General features: G+C 69.1%; 20 protein-coding genes and 4 tRNA genes. 20 read left to right on the forward strand and 4 right to left on the reverse strand.

The features are described 5' to 3' along the window. Positions 1 to 19: 19 nt before the first annotated feature. Entirely contained in the window at positions 20 to 1,024 is a 1,005-nt protein-coding gene (zapE, locus tag AC0L6Y_RS05550) for a cell division protein ZapE (protein WP_473558285.1), read from the forward strand. 18 nt (positions 1,025 to 1,042) lie between these two features. On the opposite strand, the gene AC0L6Y_RS05555 is transcribed toward zapE, so the two are convergent. Beyond that, positions 1,043 to 2,227 carry a Na+/H+ antiporter NhaA gene (locus AC0L6Y_RS05555; protein WP_473557330.1) on the reverse strand — a complete coding sequence of 395 codons (1,185 nt, stop codon included), beginning with the start codon at positions 2,225 to 2,227 and terminating at the stop codon, positions 1,043 to 1,045. Positions 2,228 to 2,496: 269 nt separating this feature from the next. On the opposite strand from AC0L6Y_RS05555, the gene AC0L6Y_RS05560 reads away from it, so the two are divergent. From AC0L6Y_RS05560 to AC0L6Y_RS05570, 3 genes are all read left to right on the forward strand, one after another. Beyond that, positions 2,497 to 3,726 carry an ammonium transporter gene (locus AC0L6Y_RS05560; RefSeq protein ID WP_473557335.1) on the forward strand — a complete coding sequence of 410 codons (1,230 nt, stop codon included), beginning with the start codon at positions 2,497 to 2,499 and terminating at the stop codon, positions 3,724 to 3,726. Between the two features lie 143 nt (positions 3,727 to 3,869). Then, positions 3,870 to 4,898: a hypothetical protein gene (locus tag AC0L6Y_RS05565; RefSeq protein ID WP_473557339.1), complete on the forward strand. Its 1,029-nt coding sequence runs from the start codon at positions 3,870 to 3,872 to the stop codon at positions 4,896 to 4,898. Beyond that, positions 4,895 to 5,623, forward strand: coding sequence for a YqjF family protein (locus AC0L6Y_RS05570; protein ID WP_473557342.1), 729 nt, complete (start codon positions 4,895 to 4,897; stop codon positions 5,621 to 5,623). The genes AC0L6Y_RS05565 and AC0L6Y_RS05570 overlap by 4 nt, the downstream gene beginning before the upstream one ends. Positions 5,624 to 5,656: 33 nt before the next feature. On the opposite strand, the gene AC0L6Y_RS05575 is transcribed toward AC0L6Y_RS05570, so the two are convergent. Together AC0L6Y_RS05575 and AC0L6Y_RS05580 are read right to left on the reverse strand one after the other, a co-directional pair. Next, positions 5,657 to 6,331, reverse strand: coding sequence for a leucine-rich repeat domain-containing protein (locus AC0L6Y_RS05575; RefSeq protein ID WP_473557348.1), 675 nt, complete (start codon positions 6,329 to 6,331; stop codon positions 5,657 to 5,659). A gap of 112 nt (positions 6,332 to 6,443) precedes the next feature. Then, positions 6,444 to 6,516, reverse strand: a tRNA-Val gene (locus tag AC0L6Y_RS05580). Positions 6,517 to 6,648: 132 nt separating this feature from the next. Between AC0L6Y_RS05580 and AC0L6Y_RS05585 the strand changes: the two genes are divergently transcribed. From AC0L6Y_RS05585 to AC0L6Y_RS05640, 12 genes are all read left to right on the forward strand, one after another. After that, positions 6,649 to 6,720 (forward strand) — tRNA-Gly (locus tag AC0L6Y_RS05585). 54 nt (positions 6,721 to 6,774) lie between these two features. Further along, positions 6,775 to 6,845: transfer RNA gene (locus AC0L6Y_RS05590), tRNA-Cys, on the forward strand. A gap of 33 nt (positions 6,846 to 6,878) precedes the next feature. Next, a tRNA-Val gene (locus AC0L6Y_RS05595) sits at positions 6,879 to 6,953 on the forward strand. 247 nt (positions 6,954 to 7,200) lie between these two features. Next, positions 7,201 to 9,102, forward strand: coding sequence for a glycosyltransferase (locus tag AC0L6Y_RS05600; protein ID WP_473557353.1), 1,902 nt, complete (start codon positions 7,201 to 7,203; stop codon positions 9,100 to 9,102). After that, the gene (locus AC0L6Y_RS05605; protein ID WP_473557360.1) at positions 9,099 to 10,289 is read left to right on the forward strand and encodes a hypothetical protein; all 1,191 of its coding nucleotides are present in this window, start codon (positions 9,099 to 9,101) and stop codon (positions 10,287 to 10,289) included. Before AC0L6Y_RS05600 ends, AC0L6Y_RS05605 begins: the two co-directional genes overlap by 4 nt. A 71-nt stretch (positions 10,290 to 10,360) precedes the next feature. Beyond that, a complete protein-coding gene (locus tag AC0L6Y_RS05610; RefSeq protein ID WP_473557366.1) occupies positions 10,361 to 12,259 on the forward strand; it encodes a glycosyltransferase in 1,899 nt (632 codons plus the stop codon). Beyond that, positions 12,256 to 13,437 (forward strand): hypothetical protein, encoded by a 1,182-nt coding sequence (locus tag AC0L6Y_RS05615; protein WP_473557370.1) that lies wholly within the window; start codon positions 12,256 to 12,258, stop codon positions 13,435 to 13,437. The genes AC0L6Y_RS05610 and AC0L6Y_RS05615 overlap by 4 nt, the downstream gene beginning before the upstream one ends. 60 nt (positions 13,438 to 13,497) lie before the next feature. After that, the gene (gene thrS / locus AC0L6Y_RS05620; protein WP_473557375.1) at positions 13,498 to 15,456 is read left to right on the forward strand and encodes a threonine--tRNA ligase; all 1,959 of its coding nucleotides are present in this window, start codon (positions 13,498 to 13,500) and stop codon (positions 15,454 to 15,456) included. Beyond that, entirely contained in the window at positions 15,456 to 16,034 is a 579-nt protein-coding gene (locus tag AC0L6Y_RS05625) for an HIT family protein (protein WP_473557380.1), read from the forward strand. Before thrS ends, AC0L6Y_RS05625 begins: the two co-directional genes overlap by 1 nt. A gap of 66 nt (positions 16,035 to 16,100) precedes the next feature. Beyond that, entirely contained in the window at positions 16,101 to 17,000 is a 900-nt protein-coding gene (pdxS, locus tag AC0L6Y_RS05630; protein ID WP_473557386.1) for a pyridoxal 5'-phosphate synthase lyase subunit PdxS, read from the forward strand. Further along, positions 16,997 to 17,614 (forward strand): pyridoxal 5'-phosphate synthase glutaminase subunit PdxT, encoded by a 618-nt coding sequence (pdxT, locus tag AC0L6Y_RS05635; protein ID WP_473557389.1) that lies wholly within the window; start codon positions 16,997 to 16,999, stop codon positions 17,612 to 17,614. Before pdxS ends, pdxT begins: the two co-directional genes overlap by 4 nt. A gap of 39 nt (positions 17,615 to 17,653) precedes the next feature. Next, a complete protein-coding gene (locus AC0L6Y_RS05640) occupies positions 17,654 to 18,256 on the forward strand; it encodes a hypothetical protein (RefSeq protein WP_473557394.1) in 603 nt (200 codons plus the stop codon). A 4-nt stretch (positions 18,257 to 18,260) separates the two neighbouring features. Here AC0L6Y_RS05640 and AC0L6Y_RS05645 read toward each other — a convergent pair whose 3' ends face one another. Further along, positions 18,261 to 18,716 carry a hypothetical protein gene (locus AC0L6Y_RS05645; protein WP_473557400.1) on the reverse strand — a complete coding sequence of 152 codons (456 nt, stop codon included), beginning with the start codon at positions 18,714 to 18,716 and terminating at the stop codon, positions 18,261 to 18,263. A gap of 75 nt (positions 18,717 to 18,791) precedes the next feature. Between AC0L6Y_RS05645 and AC0L6Y_RS05650 the strand changes: the two genes are divergently transcribed. The 4 genes from AC0L6Y_RS05650 to ruvB all read left to right on the forward strand — a co-directional run bounded on the left by AC0L6Y_RS05650 (position 18,792) and on the right by ruvB (position 21,810). Continuing rightward, the gene (locus tag AC0L6Y_RS05650; protein WP_473557405.1) at positions 18,792 to 19,553 is read left to right on the forward strand and encodes a YebC/PmpR family DNA-binding transcriptional regulator; all 762 of its coding nucleotides are present in this window, start codon (positions 18,792 to 18,794) and stop codon (positions 19,551 to 19,553) included. A gap of 66 nt (positions 19,554 to 19,619) precedes the next feature. Next, on the forward strand, positions 19,620 to 20,180 hold the full coding sequence (ruvC, locus tag AC0L6Y_RS05655; RefSeq protein WP_473557412.1) for a crossover junction endodeoxyribonuclease RuvC: 561 nt from the start codon (positions 19,620 to 19,622) through the stop codon (positions 20,178 to 20,180). After that, positions 20,177 to 20,773: a Holliday junction branch migration protein RuvA gene (gene ruvA, locus AC0L6Y_RS05660; protein ID WP_473557419.1), complete on the forward strand. Its 597-nt coding sequence runs from the start codon at positions 20,177 to 20,179 to the stop codon at positions 20,771 to 20,773. The genes ruvC and ruvA overlap by 4 nt, the downstream gene beginning before the upstream one ends. Further along, entirely contained in the window at positions 20,770 to 21,810 is a 1,041-nt protein-coding gene (ruvB, locus tag AC0L6Y_RS05665) for a Holliday junction branch migration DNA helicase RuvB (RefSeq protein ID WP_473557426.1), read from the forward strand. The genes ruvA and ruvB overlap by 4 nt, the downstream gene beginning before the upstream one ends. The last annotated feature ends 72 nt before the right edge of the window (positions 21,811 to 21,882 follow it).

Consider the following 21,882-nt stretch of genomic DNA (forward strand, 5'->3'; position numbering starts at 1 on the left):
CGTGAGTGAGGCCCTCTCGATGCCGCCGAGCATTTCGTCGTTGACCGACCGCACGCCGCAGATGAGCGGCGAGGAGCTCGCTGCATCCCTGGTTCCCCCGCGACAGTTCGAGCAGGCGACGCTCGACAACTACCGGCCCGACCCGGACTTCCCGTCGCAGGCCGAGGCGCTCGACGCGGCACGGGCATTCGTCGCACCTCGGCAGAGCGCCGGCCTCTTCTCGCGCAAGAAGGCGCCCGCTGCCAAGCCGGGCCTCTACCTGGACGGCGGATTCGGTGTCGGCAAGACGCACCTGCTCGCCGCGCTCTGGAAGCTCGCGCCCGGGCGCAAGTACTTCGGCACCTTCATCGAGTACACGGCGCTGGTCGGCGCGCTCGGCTTCGCGGGCGCATCCGCCCTGCTGAAGGGCGCGAGCCTGATCGCCATCGACGAGTTCGAGCTCGACGACCCGGGCGACACGATGGTGATGACGCGCCTGCTGGGGGAGCTCGCCGAGGGCGGCACGCGAATCGCGGCGACCTCGAACACGCCTCCGAACGCCCTGGGCGAGGGGCGCTTCGCCGCCGCCGACTTCCTGCGCGAGATCCACGCGCTCTCCGCGCGCTTCGACATCGTCCGCATCGACGGCCTCGACTACCGCCGTCGCGACATCGAGGGACACGCGCGCACCTTCGAGGCCGCCGAGTACGCCGAGGCGCTGGCCCGGGCCGAAAGCTCGGCCACCGACGACGAGTTCGATGCGGTGCTGCGGCACCTGTCGCGGGTGCACCCGTCGCGCTACGTGCGGCTGGTGGAGGGGCTCGACGTGATCGGGCTGCGCGACGTCCGCACGCTGCACGACCAGTCGGACGCGCTGCGTTTCGTCGCGCTCGTGGACCGCATCTACGACGCGCAGGTGCCCGTCGTCTCGACCGGAGTGCCGCTGGACCAGGTCTTCGGCGAGGAGATGCTCGGCGGCGGCTATCGCAAGAAGTACCTGCGCGCCGTCTCGCGGCTGATCGCCCTCACCACCGGCACCGACTGAGGCGCCGAGCGCCCCGCGCTAGGCGACGGGGTTCTCCTTCGCCTCTTCCGGCTCGAGGGTGTGGCTGGCGCGGTGCTGTCGCACGCGCACCACGGTGATGATCACGCCGATGATGATCGAGAACAGCGACCCGCCGAGCACGGCGAGCGTGCCCTCGGCGGCGACCTCGGGCACCGCCTCGAAGGCGAGCTCGTTCATCAGGAGCGAGACGGTGAAGCCGATGCCGCCGAGCGAGGCGACGACCAGCACGTCGCCGATCGACAGCGCCGCGGCGCGCTCCCGCTTCGGCGCGAGCTGTCGGGCGATCATCGCCCCGGCGGTGATGCCGATCAGCTTGCCGACGGGGAGCGCCACGAGAATGCCCCAGAACACCGGGTTGAGCTCGTCGACACCGACGTCGGGGATCAGCACGATGGAGGCGACGAGGGCGAACAGCGGCAGGACGAGGGCGTTCGTCCATGGCTCCAGCCCGCGACGCGTCGGCTCGGCGCTGCCCGGGGTCATCACGAGTCCGAGCGCGACACCGGCGACCGTCGGGTGAATGCCGGAGTGGTACACCAGCACCCAGGTGACGAGCCCGATCACGATCATCGCCGTGATGACCAGCGGAGCCCGCTTGCTGCGAACCCGGAAGCTCAGCCAGCCGAACAGGAGCACCAGCGGGACGGCGCCGATGAGCGCGAGCGGCTGGAGATCGGTGGTGAAGAAGAAGGCGATGATCAGAATCGCGATCAGGTCGTCGATGACGGCGAGCGCCAGGAGCATCGCGCGCACCCGGGACGGCAGCCCGCGACCGACCAGCGCCAGCACGCCGAGCGCGAAGGCGATGTCGGTGGCGGTGGGGATCGGCCAGCCGACGGCGTAGACCGGGTCGGTGACGATCAGCAGGAAGACCAGCGACGGAACCAGAACGCCTCCGACAGCGGCCACCATCGGGATGAGCGCCTTCCGACGGGAGTCGAGCTCGCCGTGGGTGAGCTCGTGGCGCAGCTCGATCGCGGCGACGAAGAAGAAGACCGCCAGCAGTCCGTCCTTCACCCAGTGGCTGACCGACAGGTCGAGGCCGAGGAACGGGATCGCGAGGTGGAAGTCGCGCACCGCGATCGCGGCATCCCCGAACGCCGAGTTCGCGACCACCAGCCCCACGAAGGCGGCAACGACGAGCAGGAAGGCGGCAACGCGTTCAGAACGCAACAACGACACGAGAGACCCCAAAGGCTAGGCAAGGGCGGGAGGAAACCGCCGCCGTCCAGTCTAGAAGTTCTCCTACCTGCGAACTCGAAGCGAATCGGGGGACGCCCGAAACGCGATGTTTACATCGGCCCGTCGCGCGTAACCTGCCCGAAACATCGGGACAGCGCCGGTGAAACCTCGTGCCGACAAACTGTGGGCGTACCCGAGGAGTGCCCCGACTCCGAGAGCGACTGAATCCGACGGTGCATCCATTTGCAAATTGAGAGGTAACGACAAATATGGATAGCGGTAACACAGCCTGGCTCATTGCAGCCACAGCACTCGTTCTTTTCATGACCCCGGGCGTCGCGTTCTTCTACGGTGGACTCGTCAAGGCCAAGAGCGTCGTCAGCATGATGATGATGAGCTTCGGCGCGATGGGACTCATTGCCGTTCTGTGGATCCTCTACGGGGCCAACATGTCGGCGATCGACACCGAAGCGGGCGACCTTCCCTTCCTCGCTGGCAACCCCTTCTCGGACTTCGCCCTCGGCGGCGCTGACAGCGACACGCTGCTCGGTGCGACCTTCGGTGCGACCTTCGCGATCATCACCGTCGCCCTCATCTCGGGCGCCATCGCGGACCGCGCGAAGTTCGGTTCGTGGATGATCTTCGCGGGCATCTGGGGCACGCTCGTCTACTTCCCGGTTGCGGCCTGGGTCTGGGGCGGCGGCTGGATCCTCACCCTCGGTGAGGACATGGGCCTCGACGTCGGCGTCATCGACTACGCCGGTGGTACTGCGGTGCACATCAACGCGGGTGCGGCGGCTCTGGCCCTCGCCCTCGTGCTCGGCAAGCGCGTCAACTTCCAGAAGGGCGCTCACAAGCCGCACAACGTGCCGCTGACGCTCCTCGGCGCCTCGATCCTGTGGTTCGGCTGGTTCGGCTTCAACGCTGGCGCTGAGGGCCTGGGTGCGCTGGGCACCGAGGACACCGTCGTCGGTCTGATCGTCGTCAACACGCTCGGCGCCACGGCTGCGGCCATCCTCGGATGGGCCGTCGTCGAGAAGATCAAGGATGGCAAGGCGACCTCGGTCGGCGCTGCCTCCGGTGCGGTTGCTGGTCTCGTTGCCATCACCCCCGCCTGCGCGAACCTCGACCCGATCTGGGCCCTCGTGCTCGGTGTCGTCGCGGGTGCCGTCTGCGCCCTGGCCGTTGAGCTCAAGTGGAAGCTCGGCTTCGACGACTCGCTCGACGTGGTCGGCATCCACCTCGTGGGTGGCCTCATCGGAACGCTCTACCTGGGCTTCTTCGCCCAGGGCACCGGCCTCTTCGTCGGTGGTGACGCGAGCCAGCTCCTGGTTCAGTTCATCGCTGCTGTGGGCGTCCTGGTGTTCTCCTTCGTCGTCGCCTACATCGTGGGCTTCGCGATCGAGAAGACCATCGGCTTCCGCATCAAGAACGAGGACGAGATCGCTGGCGTCGACACCGTGGTTCACGGTGAAGAGGGCTACGCCATCGCCGAGTAATTCCGGCTCCTTGCTGTGGGGCGTCATTCCTTCGGGGATGGCGCCCCACACGCGTCTCGTGGCGAGGATGCTCGCGGCGGACGTGGCGCATCCGCAAGACTGCAGGTGACCGTTTCGGACTGGGACCGAGGAGTCGACACGACATGAATGGGATCACCGTGCTGGGCGTGCTCGGCGCCCTGAGCGCGTCGATCGCGATCGTGCTTCTGGCGGGCCGCGATCGCGGCGTGCGCGCGTTCCGCGGTGCGCTGCTGGCCGCGCTCGGCGCGGGGGTCATCACGGTGTCGCTCGGGCTCTCCTTCGGCCTGGCTGACCTGACCTACCTGCTCGGCGTCGTGCTGTTCGCCGTGCCGGTCGCGCTGCTGGTTGAGCTGGCAGCGATCGCTGCGGGAGCCGACCGTCTGTCACGCTGGGTGCTGGTGGTGACCTGGGGTCTCGTGGTGTTCCCGGTCGCCGTGCTCGTGCCGCTCGGGATCGCCGCGGTGTGCCCGGGCCCCGAATGCGCCTTCGAGGACTTCGGCGGCGGGCTGCCGCTGTTCGTGTCGGCCGCAGCGTTCCTCGTGCTGACGTGGGTGTCGCCGGTGGTTCCGGGGGCGCTGCGGCGGCAGAGCCCTGCGCGCCTCGCGCTCGCCCTCGTCCTCGTCGGGGTCGGCTTTCTCGCCTGGCTGGTGCACTTGGAGGGCGCGTGGGACGCGTACGTCTGGCGCATCCTGGCGGCGGGAACCCTTGCCCCGCTCGCCTCCATCGCGGGGTGGCTGATCGTCGACCGCCTGCGCGGCAGCGGGATGCCGGCTGTGCGCATCCTGGCTGGCGGCGTCGCCGCGGGCATGGTGGCGATCGCGCCGGGCGCCGTCAGCGTGCACTTCCCGTGGACGGTCATCGTCGGACTGCTGGCGGGGGTGACGGCGGCGGTCGTCCACTCCTCGCGGGCGCTGGCCGAGGCGGGGGAGGTCGCGCGCTGGGCGCTGGCGCTGCTCGGCGCGGCCGCGATCGGATTCCTGGCGCCGCCGATCTCGGGTGATGCCGTCGGGATCGTGTTCTCGGCGCGCATCGCGGCGTTGTCGATGCCGATCATCCTGTTCGTCGGGGTGTCGGTGTTCGCGATCATCGCCTCGACCCCGGCGTGGCTGCTGCTGCGACGCCACGCGATGTCTCTCGTGGGCAGCCGGTGACCGAGGCCGAGCCGCTGTCGAACTCGGCACCCCCGCTCGCCGGTGCGGTGCTCGCCTCGCAGCGCTGGAGCGAACTGTGCTTCCTGCACTGGCGGGTGCCGCCCGAGCGCGTCGCGCCGCTGCTTCCGCCCGGACTTCGGCCGGATGTCTGTGAGGGCACTTCCTGGGTCGGACTGATCCCGTTCTACCTGGATCGCGCGACGCTGTGGGGGAGCCCGACCGTGCCCTACGTCGGCGAGTTCGCCGAGATCAACGTGCGGCTGTACGCCGTCGACGGCGAGGGGCGCCGCGGCGTCGTGTTCCGCTCGCTGGAGGCCTCCCGGCTGCTCGCGGTGCTCGCCGCGCGGGCGAGCTTCTCGCTGCCGTACTTCTGGGCGCGCACCCGGCTTCACGTCGACGGCGGTGAGCGCGCCGCGGAGTCGCGTCGTCACGGCTCGGGGGTGTCGCACCGCTCGCGCATCCGCGTCGGCGACGCGATCGAACCGGGGGAGCGCGAGCTGTTCCTCACGGCCCGCTGGGGCATGTTCGTGCGGCGCTTCGGGCGCACGCTGTTCGTTCCCAACGAGCACGAGCCGTGGGTGCTGCACCCCGCCGAGTTGCTTGAGCTCGACGACGAACTTCTCGCCGCGGCCGGATTCGCGGGCCTGGCCGAGACGGCACCCGATTCGGTGCTGTGGTCACCCGGTGTGACGACTCGGTTCGCGAGCCCCCGCCGCGTCGCGTGACGGGCGACGCGGTCTCGCCCTCCCGCCGCGCGCTCAGGCGCGCCCGAGGTAGTCGAGCTCGAGGTCGGTCAGCCGTGCCAGCGGAGCCAGGTCGAGGGTGCTGGATCTGGCGAGCCGGACTGACCGCAAACTCGTGATCCCGGCCAACGGGGCGAGATCGGTGACAAGGGTGTTGAAGAGGCTGAGCGCATGCAACCGAGGGAGACCTGCCAGCGGGGTGAGGTCGGAGACGTTGGTGTAGTCCAAATTGAGGTCGACCAGTTCCGCCATGTCGGCGAGCGGGGTGAGGTCGGTCACGCTCGTGTAGGTCAGATCGAGCTTCTTCAACTTCGACAGCCCGGTCAGCGCAGTGAGATCGACGACGTTGGTCTTGTAGAGGGAGAGCGTGTGCAGTGCAGCCAGTCCCGAGAGCGGGCTGAGGTCGGCGACGCGGGTCTCGCTGAGGTACAGAACATTCAGGCCCGTCAATCCTGCGAGCGGGGCAAGATCAGAGACGCTGGTGTCACTCGCATCGAGGGTGACGAGACCGGTCATCTCGGAGAGCGGCGCGAGGTCACGAATGTGAGAGCCCGCCAAGTCAAGGCGTGTGACGGTGCGGGCGTCCGCGACGCTGACCGGGGGGTCACCGTTTCGCCCCAGCGCTCGGTTGATCGCGGCGCGCAGCTCTGCGTCGTCGGGGTGGGCACCGCGTTCGCTGACCATGGTCACCCATGAAAGCAGACGTTCGCCGGCGCCGAGCCCGACGGCCCGTGCGACGCGAGAATGCCGCACCAGACGCGAAAACCCCCGGGATCCCGGGGGTTCTGCGGTGTTTCGTGAGTGGGCGATACCGGACTCGAACCGATGACCTCTTCCGTGTGAAGGAAGCGCGCTACCAACTGCGCCAATCGCCCAGAGCCACGAGTTTAGCGCACGGCGGAGCCCCGTTTGACCCGCCGCACAGGCGAGACACGCGGATGTTGGCGCCGGTTTGGAACCTCGACCCAGAATCGACTACAGTCATGTGAGCACGAGGAATCGTGCATGCGGATGTGGCGCAGTGGTAGCGCATCACCTTGCCAAGGTGAGGGTCGCGAGTTCGAATCTCGTCATCCGCTCGAGTGAAGTCTCACGGTTCGCCGGGTCCCCGAGGTCTGGGGAGCCGCACACCTGGTGGCGTGGCCGAGAGGCGAGGCAGCGGCCTGCAAAGCCGTCCACACGGGTTCGAATCCCGTCGCCACCTCACTCAACCGCCAAAATCCTTCGGGATGACAGCGGGCGATTGGCGCAGCGGTAGCGCGCTTCCCTGACACGGAAGAGGTCACTGGTTCGATCCCAGTATCGCCCACCAAGAAAACCCCTGGTTCGCCGGGGGTTTCTTCATGTCCGGAAGGTGCCGCCGGGCGTCCGCTCAGCGGCGCGACCGTCGTCGCCAGGCGAGTCCGATCGCGACGCCCAGCACGGCACCAGGCAGCGCGCCCCACTGCCCCGTGAGCCGACCGCAGCCCGCGCGCCCGCGGTTGGCGAGGGCGAGCGCTTTCGGACACCCGCGGTTGGGGTACTTGCTGATTCGGCGCGGGGGGCGGAACATTGGTTCTATGGCACGGGGAGCGGTGCCGGGGGGTGTGGGGCCTGACGACGTCCAGGTGCTGCGCGAGGCCGGCCTTTTGACAGATCAGCAGCTGGCGCAGGCGCAGCGTGCGTCGGCGCGCACCGGAACCGATCTCGACGAAGTGCTGGTCAGCCTCGGCTACGTCACGGATGAGGTGCTGCGCAGCGTTTTCGCTCGCCAATGGCAGATGCCCGTGATTGACGTTCGCAGCTCGGTGCGCGACGAGGAGTTCATCCGGCAGTGGTCCGGCCAGCAGATGCTCGCCGACCACTGGATGCCGCTGCGACGCAACGCCGACGGCAGCGTCGTCGTGGCAACCTCGCGTCCGGTCGACGCCGCGCGTCGCGCCGCGATCTCCGCGATCGTGGGCGCCCCGGTCGAGTTCGGCGTCGCGACGCAGTGGGATCTGCGTCAGTTCGCGCTGGAGGTGTTCCGTCACCAGATCGCCGACGAGGCCGCCAACGACCTGTTCCGCCGGAACCCCGTCCTCTCGGCCCGCGTCGTCTTCTCGCGCGGACAGAAGATCGGGCTCGTGCTTCTGGCCGTGGTGGCGCTCGTGTCGCTCGTGCTCTGGCCCGTCGCTCTCGTGATCACGGCGATCACGCTGACCAGCGTGGTGTTCCTGGCCGGAACCGTCTTCAAGTTCCGGGTCGCGATGCGCGGCGCCCGCTACGACGTCGTCGAACGGGTGACCCGCAGCGAGGTGGAGGCGCTGACCGACGAGGAGCTTCCGCGGTACACGGTGCTCGTGCCGGTGTTCCGGGAGGCGAACATCGTCGGGCAGCTGGTGGAGAACCTCGGGGCGATCGACTACCCCGCGCAGAAGCTCGAGGTGCTGATCCTCATCGAGGAGGAGGACACGCTGACCCGCGACGCGCTGCAGTCGGCGTCGCCGCCGCCGAACTTCCGGGTCATCACCGTGCCGCGCGGCACCCCGCAGACCAAGCCGCGCGCGTGCAACGTCGGGCTGTACTTCGCCACGGGCGAGTACCTCGTGATCTACGACGCCGAGGACACCCCGGATCCCGACCAGCTGAAGAAGGCCATCGTCGGCTTCCGCCGCGGCGGCGACAAGCTGGTCTGCATCCAGGCCTCGCTGAACTACTTCAACGCCAACGAGAACGTGCTCACGCGCATGTTCACGCTCGAGTACAGCTACTGGTTCGACTACATGCTCGCCGGCCTCGACGCCCTCGATCTGCCCATCCCGCTCGGCGGCACGTCGAACCACTTCCGCACCTCCGCCCTGCGCGAGCTGGGCGGCTGGGACCCGTACAACGTGACCGAGGATGCGGACCTGGGCATTCGCGCGAGCGCGCTCGGCTACCGGGTCGGCGTCGTCAACTCGACGACGATGGAAGAGGCGAACACGTCGATCCCGAACTTCATCCGGCAGCGCAGCCGCTGGATCAAGGGCTACCTGCAGACGACGCTCGTGCACGCGCGCCGGCCGCGCGAACTGATCCGTGAAATCGGCTTCCGCCGGTTCGTGGCCTTCGCTCTGCTGATCGGCGGGACGCCGGCGACCTTCCTGGGCGTCATCCCGCTGTACGTTGTCACGCTGTTCACGATCGTCTTCCCGGCGCCCGAGCTCGTCCAGTTCTTCCCGGTCTGGCTGCTGTGGCTCTCGCTGGTGAACTTCGTGATCGGCAACTCGGTGATGATCTACCTGTCGATGATGGGCCCGTTCAAGCGCGGCAAGTTCGATCTGCTGATCTGGGCGATCGTGAACCCGGTCTACTGGGTGCTCCACTCGATCGCCGCCTACAAGGGCCTGTGGCAGCTGCTCACCCGGCCGCACTACTGGGAGAAGACCGAACACGGTCTCACCACGCACGCCTCGGCGCCGGTGTCGGACGCGCGCCCGCTAGCGGAGGTCCCCGCGTGAGCATCATCGACGCATCCGCCGCCCGTCGCGGCGAGCATCACGCCGAGCACCGCGCAGCGCGCCGACGACTCGATGCGTTCCCGGGCGACCGGCTCGTGCGGTGGGGAACCCGGCTCGCGCTCGCGATTCCGACGCTGTGGGTGGGCTGGCGCGCCGAGACCGGCACGACGGCCGCGCTCGACACCCCCAATCAGCAGCTGCTCGACAACGTGGCCGCGATCGACTGGACGCGCGCCGACATCGCCTGGGTGGGCGAGCTCTTCCCGCCGCTGTCCACGCTGCTCGCCGCGGTGATCCCCGGGGGACGCACCGGACTCGCCATCGCGGGGGCGGTCATGGCGGGGATCTTCTTGCAGAAGGTCCTCGAGATCATGGTGCAGCGCCGCGTCCCCGTCTCCACGACCGTCATCCTCCTCGTCGCGCTGTCGGTCAACCCGCTGTTCGCGTACACCGCGACACAGAACTTCGCGGCATTCCTCGGGATCGCGTTCTTCGGCCTCGGCATCGCCGACGTCTTCCGCTTCGTGGTCTGGGGCAACACGCAGGCGGGGTTCCGAGCCGGAATCCTGCTGATGCTGGCGACGCTCTCGGACCTCAGCGGCCTGCTCTACGTGATGACGGCGGCGCTCGCGGCACCGTTCCTGCGGCTCGGCCGCGCCTACTCGCCCGGCGTCCGACGCGCCAACGTGACCGTGGTCGTCTTCCCCACGCTCGCGGCGATCGGGTCGCTGGCGTTCCTCACCTGGGTGTTCACCGGCAACCCGCTCGGCACCGTCGGGTCCCGACTGCTCGACGGGGTCGACGAGCGCTGGGTGGCGCTGATGGGGCTCTACGCGACCGTCAACGGCGTGCTGCTCGTAGCGCCGGTGCTGAGTGCCTGGCTGGTCGCGCTCATCGTGCAGCGGCCCGGATCCATCATGGTGTCGACGCTCGTGTTCCTCGCGATCAACATCGCCTACCTCGGCGGGCTGCTGCCGAGCGGCTCGGCCGGTAACACCTTCCTCGTGATGACGCTGTTGGCCATCTCGCTGATCCCCACGGCGAAGTCGGTGCCGACCGTGATCATGATCGACATCGTCGCGGTGATCCAGATTCTGATCGCCTGGGCGGCGGCCTTCAACCGCGCCTCGGTGATCGACTGGATGAACTCGCTCGGCCACCCGCTCCTCGGTCTGTTCGGCGGCTGACGCAAGCTCAGGATCAGGGCGCGCCGGGGCAGAACTTGCTGTTCACCCCCGACGTGCAAAATGATGGGCCCATGGCATATGGTGCGGACCCGGACGCCGACGCCAGTGCCCTCGAACGGCTGCTGTTGACGTCGGGGATTCTTGGCGACCAGCAGGTCCGCATCGCCCGCGCCGCCCAGGCGCGCACGGGGGCGCCGTTCGACGAGGTGCTGGTCAGCCTCGGCCTCGTCTCGGAGCGGATCCTGCGGAGCCTTCTCGCCCGCGAATGGGGTCTCCCGGTACTGGATCTGGCCACCACGGATCGCGACGAGGGGTTCATTCGGCAGTGGTCCGGGCAGAAGCTTCTTGCTCAGCACTGGATCCCCGTGCGGCGCAATCCCGACGGCTCGGTCGTGGTCGCCACCTCGCGCCCCGTCACCCCGGCGCGACGGGCGGTGATCGCGGCCGAGGTCGACGCCGCGGTCGAGTTCGGCGCGGTGAGCCAGTGGGATCTCCGCCAGTTCGCGCTCAGCGTCTATCGCCACGAGATCGCCGACGAGGCCGCGAACGGGCTCTCCCGGCGCTCCCCGCTGCTGTCGGCGAAGACGGTGCTCTCGCGTGGGCAGGTCGCGGGTTTCGTGCTGCTCGGGCTGGTCACGGCCGGTGCGATCGCCATGTGGCCGGTGCAGACGGCCGGGGTGCTGATCGTCGCCATGAGTCTGGCCTTTCTTGCGGGCACCGTGTTCCGGTATGTGGTCGCTGTGCGGGGAGCGCGCTTCGACATGGTGGAGCGCATCTCCGACGCCGAGGTCGCCGAGCTCCGCGACCGCGATCTGCCGCGCTACACCGTGCTGGTGCCGCTGTACCAGGACGCGCACGTCGTGAGCCGTCTGGTGCCCAACCTCGCGCGCCTCGACTATCCGCCGGAGAAGCTCGAGGTGCTGTTCCTGGTGGAGCAGGAGGACCGGGCGACGCAGGCGGCGATCGATGCCGCCCGCCCGCCCGCGAACTTCCGCGTGATCTCGATTCCGCCGGGGGAGCCGCAGACGAAGCCTCGAGCGCTGAACGTCGGACTCTTCTTTGCCACCGGCGAGCACCTCGTCATCTTCGACGCCCAGGACGCGCCGGATCGCGACCAGCTCAAGAAGGCGGTCATTGCGTTTCGTCGCGGCGACGCTCGACTCGTGTGCGTTCAGGCCTCGTTCACCAACTTCAATGCGAGCGAGAACACGCTCACCCGGCTGTCGACCTTGGAGAGCAGCTCGTGGTTCGACTACGTGCTCGCGGGACTGGATGCGCTCGATCTGCCGATGCCGCTCGGCGGCACCTCGAACCACTTCCGCACGGCGGCGCTGGTCGAACTCGGCGGCTGGGACCCGCACAACATGACCGAGGATGCGGATCTCGGAATTCGCGCCAAGGCGCTCGGCTACCAGGTGGGGCTGATCAACTCGGCGACCGAGGATGAGGCGATCACCTCGGCAGGAGTGTTCGTCAAGCAGCGAACCCGCTGGCTGAAGGGCTACCTGCAGACCGCGCTGCTGCACGCGCGTCAGCCGCGGCAGCTCATCGGGAAGATCGGGCTGCGTCGCTTCGCCGCGTTCGCCGTGCTGATCGGAGGAACTCCGCTCGCGGTCCTGACCGTGATCCCGCTTTGGGTCGCCGCGCTGATGATCTTCCTGACGCCGACCGCCGAACTCGCGGAGCTGTTCCCAGTGGGTCTGCTCTGGGCCGCGTTCATCAGCTTCGTGATCGGCAATTCGGCGCTCGTGTATCTGGCGATGATGGGGACGTACAAGCGAGGCCAGTTCGAGATCGTCACGACCGCCGTTCTCTACCCCTTCTACATGATCCTGATGTCGATCGCCGCGTATCGCGCCGTCGGTCAGCTCTTCACCAAGCCGCACCTCTGGGAGCGCACGGTGCGCGGTGTGAGCAAGATCGCCCCCGACCAGACCACCGTGCGCACCTACGAGGCGGGAGGCCTGTGAGCACCGGCACCCGCGTCGCCGTCGCGCGCCCGGCCCGCCGCCGGCGCGCACCGCTCGGCCGGTTCGACTCGTTCCCCCGCGACCGGCTGATGCGCTGGGGGATGCGACTGTTCTTCGCCCTCCCGGGGCTCTTCGTCACCTGGCGCGCGTCGGCCGGAGCCGTCGACAGCATCGCGACGCCGAACCAGCAGCTGCTCGACCACATCGCCGGCATCGAGTGGAGCAGCACCGAGGTGCTGTGGCTGGGCGACATCTTCCCCCCGCTGTCGACGCTGCTCGTCGCCGTGATCCCGGGTGGACGCTTCGGGCTCTCGATCGTGGGCTCGCTGTTCGCCGGACTCCTGGTGCAGAAGGCCCTGGAGATCATGCTCCAGCGGCGCTTCCCGGTCTCGACGGCCGTGATCCTGACGATCGCGCTGGCCGCGAATCCGCTGTTCACCTACACCGTCACCGAGAACCTCCCCGCGCTGCTCGGCCTCGGCTTCTTCTCGTTCGGCATCGCCGAGATCGTGCGGTTCGTGGCGTGGCGCAACACGCAGTCGGGATTCCGGGCCGGGCTGTTCCTGATGCTCGCGACGCTGTCCGACCTGAGCGGCCTGCTGTACGTGCTGGTGGCAGTCGTGGTTGCCGCGTTCCTGCGACTCGGTCGATCCGAGCAGCCGGGCGCGCGCGCCGCCAACATCCTGGTGATCGTCTACCCGACGCTCGCCGCGACGCTCGCCCTGCTGATGCTGAACACCATGTTCATCGGCGACCCGCTCGGCGAACTGGCGACCCGCATGACGACCGGGTCGATGGAGCGTCTCGCGGCGCTCCCCGCGATCTACAGCGACCTGAACGGCTGGCTGCTGTTCGCGCCGGTCGCGAGCGCGTGGCTGGTGGCGATCATCGTCTGGCGTCCCGCGTCGATCTTGGTCTCCACGATGGTGTTCGTCGCCATCAACGCCGCCTACGTGTGGGGCCTTCTTCCGGACGGATCTGCCGGAAACACGTTCATCGTCATGACGCTCATGGCCATCACCTTCATCCCGAAGGCGCGCGGTCCGGTGACCAGGCGACTGGTGGATGTGGTGGCGCTCGGGCAGATCGCGATCGCCTGGGCGGCGGCGTTCAACCGCGAGATCGTCATCGACTGGTGGACCTCGCTCGGCACTCCGGTGCTCGACATGATCTTCTGAGCTGCGCGGGCGCCACCCGCGTGAACGGCGCCGCACGCGAGCGGAACTAAGATCGAACGGGTGAGCACTCAGTCCGGTTTTGACCTGTTTCCCGACCGATCCGTGGTGGCGCTGCGCGTCAACGGCGAACTGCGGGACAAGGCGTCGACGGTCACGCCGGACGATGTCGTCGAAGCGGTGGAGATCGGCTCGCCCGACGGGCTCAGCATTCTGCGGCACTCGGCGGCGCACGTCCTCGCCCAGGCGGTGCAGCGCATCAACCCTGAGGCGAAGCTCGGCATCGGTCCGCCGGTGACGGATGGCTTCTACTACGACTTCGACGTCGCCTCGCCCTTCACCCCGGACGACATGAAGGCGATCCAGAAGGAGATGTCCTCGATCATCCGGGAGGGCCAGCGCTTCGTGCGCCGGGTCGTCACCGAGGAGGAGGCGCGCGCCGAGCTCGCCGACGAGCCCTACAAGCTCGAGCTGATCGGGCTGAAGGGCTCCGCATCGTCCGGCAACGACGGCGAGTCGGTCGAGGTCGGGGGAGCGGAGCTCACCATCTACGACAACGTCGCCAAGGACGGCACGGTCGCCTGGAAGGACCTCTGCCGCGGCCCGCACGTGCCGAACGTCGGCGCGATCGGCACCGGCTTCTCGCTCATGCGGATCGCGGCCGCCTACTGGCGCGGCTCGGAGAAGAACCCGCAGCTGCAGCGCATCTACGGCACCGCGTGGCCCAGCAAGGACGAGCTGCGCGCCTACCTCGAGCGCCTCGAGGAGGCCGCGAAGCGCGACCACCGCAAGCTCGGCAAGGAACTCGACCTGTTCTCGTTCCCCGAGGAGATCGGCTCGGGCCTCAGCGTCTGGCACCCCAAGGGCGGCATCATCCGGCAGGCCATCGAGCAGCACGCCCTGCGGCGTCACCGCGAGGGCGGCTACACCTACGTGTACACGCCGCACATCTCGAAGGCGGATCTGTTCCTGCAGTCCAACCACCTCGTCACCTACGCCGACGGCATGTTCCCGCCGATCCACATGGACGAGGAGCGCGACGCCGAGGGCAACGTCACCAAGCAGGGCTCGGACTACTACCTGAAGCCGATGAACTGCCCGATGCACATCCTGATCTACAAGGAGCGGGCGCGCAGCTACCGGGATCTCCCGATGCGCTTGGCCGAGAACGGCACCGTGTACCGCAACGAGCTCTCGGGTGCACTGCACGGCCTCACGCGCGTGCGCGGCTTCACCCAGGACGACTCGCACCTGTTCGTGACCCCCGACCAGCTCGAGAGCGAAGTCAGCAAGGTGCTCGACTTCGTGATCTCGATGCTGCGCGACTTCGGCCTCACCGAGTTCGAGCTGGAGCTGTCGATGCGCGACGACGAGAAGTCGAAGTGGATCGGCTCCGACGAATTCTGGGAGTCGTCAACGCAGGCGCTGCGCAGCGTCGCCCAGCGCAGCGGACTCAAGCTCACCGAGGTCCCCGGCGAGGCCGCGTTCTACGGTCCCAAGATCGACCTCAAGACCCGCGACGCGATCGGCCGCACCTGGCAGCTCTCGACCGTCCAGGTCGACCCGAACCTCCCCGAGCGCTTCGGTCTCGAGTTCACCGACCGTGACGGGCAGAAGAAGCGCCCGATCATGATCCACCGCGCGCTGTTCGGCTCGATCGAGCGCTTCTTCGCGATCCTGCTGGAGCACTACGCGGGCGTCTTCCCGGTGTGGCTGGCGCCCGTGCAGGTCGTCGGCATTCCGGTGGCGGAGGAGTTCACCGACTACCTCGGCGACATCATCGACCGGCTGCGCGCCGACGAGGTGCGCGCGGAGCTCGACGCGAGCGACGACCGCATGCAGAAGAAGATCCGCAACGCGACGACCGCGAAGATCCCGTTCCAGCTGATCGCGGGCGCGCAGGACCGCGACGCCGGCACGGTGAGCTTCCGATTCCGCGACGGCACCCAGGACAACGGGATTCCGGTCGACGAGGCCGTGCGTCGCATCCGGGACGCGATCGACTCGCACGCGCAGGTCTGATGAGCGACGAGACCGCGCCCGTCGACTACGACGGGACCCGCTACCCGGAGGCGGAGCTCGCCGCCGGCCTGGCGGGGGTTCCGGACGGCTTCCAGCGACTCTGGACGCCGCACCGCATCGCCTACATCAAGGCGGGCCAGACGGACCCCGCCGAGCACGAGTGCGTGTTCTGCACGGCGCCGAAGCTCAGCGACGCCGAGGCGCTCATCGTGCACCGCGGCGAGCTCGCCTACGTGATCCTCAACCTGTTCCCGTACAACGCCGGCCACCTGCTGGTGCTGCCGTATCGGCATGTTGCGACGTATGACGCCGCGACCCCCGAGGAGGTCGCCGAGATCGCTAGCCTGACGCAGACGGCGATGCGGGTCCTCCGCGAGACCTCCCGAACCGACGGCTTCAACATCGGCATGAATCAGGGAGCGATCGCGGGCGCGGGCATCGCCGCGCACCTGCACCAGCACGTCGTTCCGCGGTGGGCAGCCGACGCCAACTTCTTCCCGATCATCGCCCAGACGAAGTCGATTCCCCGGCTGCTCGGCGAGGTTCGCGACGAGCTCGCCGCGGCCTGGCCGGTCTGAGGATCAAGCCACGCACTTCCCTGCGGCACTCCGCCGCGCCCCTGTCACGAAAGTAGAATCGACCCCATGAGCGACACCACGAGCACCGAGTTCGGCACCAACCGCGTCAAGCGCGGTCTGGCGGAGATGCTGAAGGGCGGCGTCATCATGGACGTCGTCACCGCCGAGCAGGCGAAGATCGCCGAGGATGCCGGGGCGGTTGCCGTCATGGCGCTCGAGCGGGTGCCGGCCGACATCCGCGCCCAGGGCGGCGTCGCGCGCATGAGCGACCCGGACCTGATCGACGAGATCATCTCGACCGTGTCGATCCCGGTGATGGCCAAGGCCCGCATCGGCCACTTCGTCGAGGCGCAGGTGCTGCAGTCGCTCGGCGTCGACTACGTCAACGAGTCCGAGGTGCTCTCGCCCGCCGACTACGTCAACCACATCGACAAGTGGCCCTTCACCGTGCCGTTCGTGTGCGGCGCCACCAACCTCGGCGAGGCGCTGCGGCGCATCACCGAGGGTGCCGCGATGATCCGCTCGAAGGGCGAGGCCGGCACCGGCGACGTCTCGGAGGCGACCAAGCACATCCGCACCATCACCGGCGAGATCAACGCGCTCAAGGCGAAGTCGAAGGACGAGCTCTACGTCGCCGCGAAGGAGCTGCAGGCACCCTACGACCTCGTCGTCGAGATCGCCGAGACCGGCAAGCTGCCCGTGGTGCTGTTCACCGCGGGCGGAGTCGCGACCCCGGCGGATGCGGCCCTCATGATGCAGCTCGGCGCCGACGGCGTCTTCGTCGGCTCGGGCATCTTCAAGTCGGGCAACCCGGCGAAGCGCGCCGCCGCGATCGTCAAGGCGACCACCTTCTACGACGACCCCTCGGTCATCGCGGAGACCTCGCGCGGTCTCGGCGAGGCGATGGTCGGCATCAACGTCGCCGACCTCGCGGCGCCCCACCGCCTCTCCGAGCGCGGGTGGTGACAGCCGCCACGTCCGGCGCAGGGCAGGGTCTCACGGTCGGGGTGCTCGCGCTCCAGGGCGACTTCCGCGAGCATCTCGCCTCGTTGCGCGCGCTCGGCGCCGACGCGCGTCCGGTGCGTCGCGCGGAGGAGCTCGCCGAGGTGCAGGGCCTCGTGATCCCCGGCGGCGAATCGAGCGTGATGGACAAGCTCGGCCGCGCGTTCGGCCTCGCCGAGCCGCTGCGCGAGCGGATCGCGGCGGGCATGCCGGTGTACGGCACCTGCGCCGGCCTGATCATGCTCGCCGACCACATCATCGACGGCATCGAGGGTCAGCAGACCCTGGGCGGTCTCGACATCACGGTGCGCCGCAACGCGTTCGGCAACCAGAACGACTCCTTCGAGACGGACCTGTCGATTCCGGTCCTGGGGGAGGAGCCGGTGCACGCGGTGTTCATCCGCGCGCCCGCGATCGAGAGCACCGGCCCGGGGGTGACCGTGCTCGCGGCGCTTCCGGACGGCCGCGGCGTCGCCGTCGAGCACGGCAATCTGCTGGGCACGGCCTTCCACCCCGAGGTGACGGGGGAGCGGCGGTTCCACGAGCGCTTCCTGCAGCTGGTGCGCGCCGCGGCCTGACCGGTCGCCAAGGGCCGCGCGAGCGGCCATGCTGGGAGCATGAACTGGTATTCGGACTTCCCGGCCCGTCGCACCTGGCAGACCATCGGCGATCTCATCGCCGTGGCCACGATCGTTCTCGCGATCGTGGTGGGGGTCGCGGTGCACGCCTTCATCGTGACCTTCGCGGACGTCGGCGCGCAGCTGGAGGAGGCCGGGGCCGGCTTCGCCGACACGATGACCGATGTGGGGGAGAACCTCGGCGCGGTTCCGCTGATCGGCGCCGGCATCCGTGCCCCCTTCGACACCGCGAGCGATGCCGGCACGGTGCTCGCGGATGCCGGCCAGGCCCAGCAGGACTTCGTCACGCAGGGAGCGCTTCTGGCCGGTGTGCTGGTCGCCGTCGGCCCGATTCTCGCGGTGCTCGTGCTGTGGCTCCTGCCGCGGCTCTACGGCGCCCGCCGCGCCCGGGAGGCGCGCACCCTCGCGGGCAGCCCCGACGGCCATGAGCTTCTCGCCCTGCGCGCGCTCGCGACCCGGCCGTTCCGCGACCTGGCGACCGTGCACGTCGAGCCGCTGACCGCCTGGCGCGAGCGTGACGAGGTCGCCGTGCGCGGCCTGGCGCAGCTCGAGCTGCGACGGGTGGGGGTCCGGCTGCGCTGAGGCGCTAGAGCGTCTCGGTGTGCAGGAAGATCGCCGCGGGAGTCGCGGTGGCGATCGCCCGGTAGGCGGCGGAGGCGCGCAGCTCCTTCTCGAAATCCCTGCTCGCGGCCGGGCTGAAGCACCAGGCGTGGCCGCGCCCGAGCGCGCGTCGGGTGGGCGTCCAGCGATACGCGAGCGTCACCGAGAGCTGCACGATCGGCGCATCGTCCTCGTCGCGGACCAGCTGGCGCGTGAGATCGACCGTGAAGCGCTCCGCGTCGGCGTCCGGACCCCACTGCCAGAGCAGACCATCGCCCTCGTCCGTGATTCGGGCGTGCTGGGCGCGGTACTCGCGGTAGAAGGCCAGCACGAGCGTCGTGGCTTCGGGGGCGCGCAGACCCGGCAGCGCCGTGCCGCGGGCGTCGAGAAAACGACGGAACGCGTTCTCGGCGTAGGCGATGCGAAACCAGCGTGAGGGCATCCCGCGAGCCTAGTCGGCGGGCGGGGTCGGCGGCCTCGCTAGAATGGGCGAGATTTCCAGCAGCGAAGGAGCACCGTGAGCGGGCATTCCAAATGGGCCACGACCAAGCACAAGAAGGCGGTCATCGACCAGCGCCGGGCGAAGTCGTTCGCGAAGCTCATCAAGAACATCGAGGTCGCCGCCAAGATGGGCGGCGCCGACCTCTCCGGCAACCCGACCCTCGTCGACGCCGTGCAGAAGGCGAAGAAGACCTCGGTTCCCAACGACAACATCGACCGCGCGATCAAGCGCGGCGCGGGTCTGTCGGGTGAGTCGGTCGACTACCAGACGATCATGTACGAGGGCTACGGCCCGAACGGCGTCGCGCTCCTGGTCGAGTGCCTCACCGACAACAAGAACCGGGCGGCGGCCGAGGTGCGCACCCTCATGACGCGCAACGGCGGCACGATGGCCGACCCCGGAAGCGTCGCCTACAACTTCAGCCGCAAGGGCGTGATCTCGATCACGAAGACCGACGGGGTGACCGAGGACGACATCCTGCTGGCCGTCCTCGACGCCGGCGCCGAAGAGGTCATCGACCAGGGCGGCGGATTCGAGGTGCACACCGACCCCTCGCAGCTCGTCGCGGCGCGCACGGCGCTCGTCGACGCGGGCATCGACTACGACTCGGCCGAAGCCGAGTTCGTGCCGAGCCTGCAGGTCGAGGTCGACGCCGACACGGCGCGCAAGGTGTTCAAGCTGATCGACGCGCTCGAGGACAGCGACGACGTGCAGAACGTGTTCAGCAACTTCGACATCCCCGCCGACGTCCAGGCTGAGCTCGACGCCGACGAGTAGTCGCCCCGACGCGCGGCTCGGCGTGCCCTCGTACATATGTTCGAGTGCATCGGGTAGCGTCGAGCCATGCGCGTTCTGGGAGTCGATCCGGGGTTGACCCGATGCGGGGTCGGCGTCGTCGACGTCGCGGCCGACCGGCGCGCGCGCCTCGTGCACGTCGGGGTCATCCGAACCGCGCCGGAGATGCCGCTCGAGGAGCGTCTGCTCGCGATCTCGACCGGTCTTCGGGGTCTCGTCGCCGAGCACCGCCCCGAAGCTCTCGCCGTGGAGCGCGTGTTCGCGCAGCACAACCTGCGCTCAGTGATGGGCACCGCACAGGCCAGCGGCATCGCGCTGCTGGTGGCGGCCGAGCACGAGCTCCCCATCGGGCTGCACACGCCGAGCGAGGTCAAGGCGGCGATCACCGGCTACGGCGCCGCCGACAAGGCCCAGGTCGGCGCCATGGTCGCCCGTGTGCTCGCCCTTCCCGCCGTTCCCACCCCGGCGGACGCCGCCGATGCTCTCGCGATCGCGATCTGCCACGCCTGGCGCGGCGGAGCGCACGCGGCCCCGCCGGCCGCGCTCACCCCCGCGCAGCGCGTGTGGCGCGACGCCGAGCGCAGTCGAACTCGTAAGGTGGCGCCATGATCTCGTCGGTTCGCGGCCTCGTCCTGTCGGCCTCCGGCTCGCTCGTCGTGATCGAGGTGGGCGGCATCGGCCTCGCCGTGCAGACGACGCCCGCCGCCGTCCTGTCGGTGCGCGTCGGCCATGAGACCCGCCTGCACACGGCGCTCCTCGTCCGGGACGACGAGCTTGCCCTCGTCGGGTTCCCCACCTCGGAGGAGCTCGAGGTGTTCGAACTGCTGCGCAGCGTCTCCGGCGTCGGACCGAAGTCCGCGATCGGCGTGCTCGCCGCGCTCAGCCCCGCGGAGGTGGCCGTCGCGGTCGCCAACGACGATGACGGCGCGTTCCGCAAGGTCTCGGGCATCGGCCCGAAGACCGCCAAGCTCATCGTGGTGTCGCTCGCCGGCAAGGTGCACGCCCCCGCCCACGCGGCGCCCGCGATTCGCGCCCACCGGATCGACGAGAGCGTCGTGACGGCGCTCATCGGCCTCGGCTGGTCCGAGCGGATCGCGGCGCAGGTTGTCAGCGAGGTCATCGATTCCGCGCCGGAGGACGCCGACGTTCCCGCGGTGCTGCGCCTCGCGCTCGCCCGGCTCGGCCCGGGAGGCCGCTCGTGAGCGAGTTCGACGCGGTGACGCGGGCGACGCCGGAATCCGACGCCGAGCTCGCCTTCGAGGGGGCGCTGCGCCCGCGCTCGCTCGCCGAGTTCGTCGGCCAGGCCAAGGTCCGCGGCCAGCTCCAGCTGCTGCTCGATGCGGCGGCCCTGCAGAACCGCACGCCCGACCACATTCTCCTGGCGGGCCCGCCCGGCCTCGGGAAGACGACGCTCGCGATGATCGTCGCCCACGAATCCGGCCGACCGCTGCGCATGTCGAGCGGGCCGGCGATTCAGCACGCCGGCGATCTGGCCGCGATCCTGTCGAGCCTGGTGCCCGGCGAGGTGCTGTTCATTGACGAAATCCACCGGATGGCGCGCTCCGCCGAGGAGATGCTCTATCTCGCGATGGAGGACTTCCGAATCGACATCATGGTCGGCAAGGGCGCCGGGGCCACGAGCATCCCGCTGGATCTCGCCCCGTTCACGCTCGTGGGCGCCACGACCCGCTCGGGACTGCTGCCCAATCCGCTGCGCGACCGCTTCGGCTTCACCGCGCACCTCGAGTTCTACGACGACGGCGAGCTCGAGCGGGTGCTCGATCGGGCGGCGCGACTGCTCGAACTCGACATCCCCGCCGACGCGCGGCACGAGATCGCCTCGCGCAGCCGAGGCACCCCGCGCATCGCCAATCGGCTGCTGCGGCGGGTGCGCGACTACGCGCTCGTGCACGGCGCCGACCGCGGACGCGCCGCGCTCGAGCACGTGAACGCCGCGCTCGAGCTCTACGACGTCGACCCGATCGGCCTGGACCGTCTCGACCGTGCGGTGCTCGACACGATCGTGCGTCGGTTCGACGGCGGTCCGGTCGGCCTGAGCACCCTGGCGGTCTCCGTCGGCGAGGAGGCGGAGACGATCGAATCGGTCGTGGAGCCGTTCCTGGTGCGAATCGGGCTGCTCTCGCGCACGCCGCGCGGTCGCGTCGCGACCCGCCAAGCCTGGTCCCATCTCGGAGTCGCCCGCCCGGAGGCCGGAGTGCTCTTCGACGATGACGTATGATTTCCAGGAGCCGTCGAGCCATTTTCTGATGCTCCGAATCGGTTTCCCCTCAACTTGGAAGGTCATCTTCAC

This window comes from Pseudolysinimonas sp. 10J20-29 (assembly GCF_055809595.1).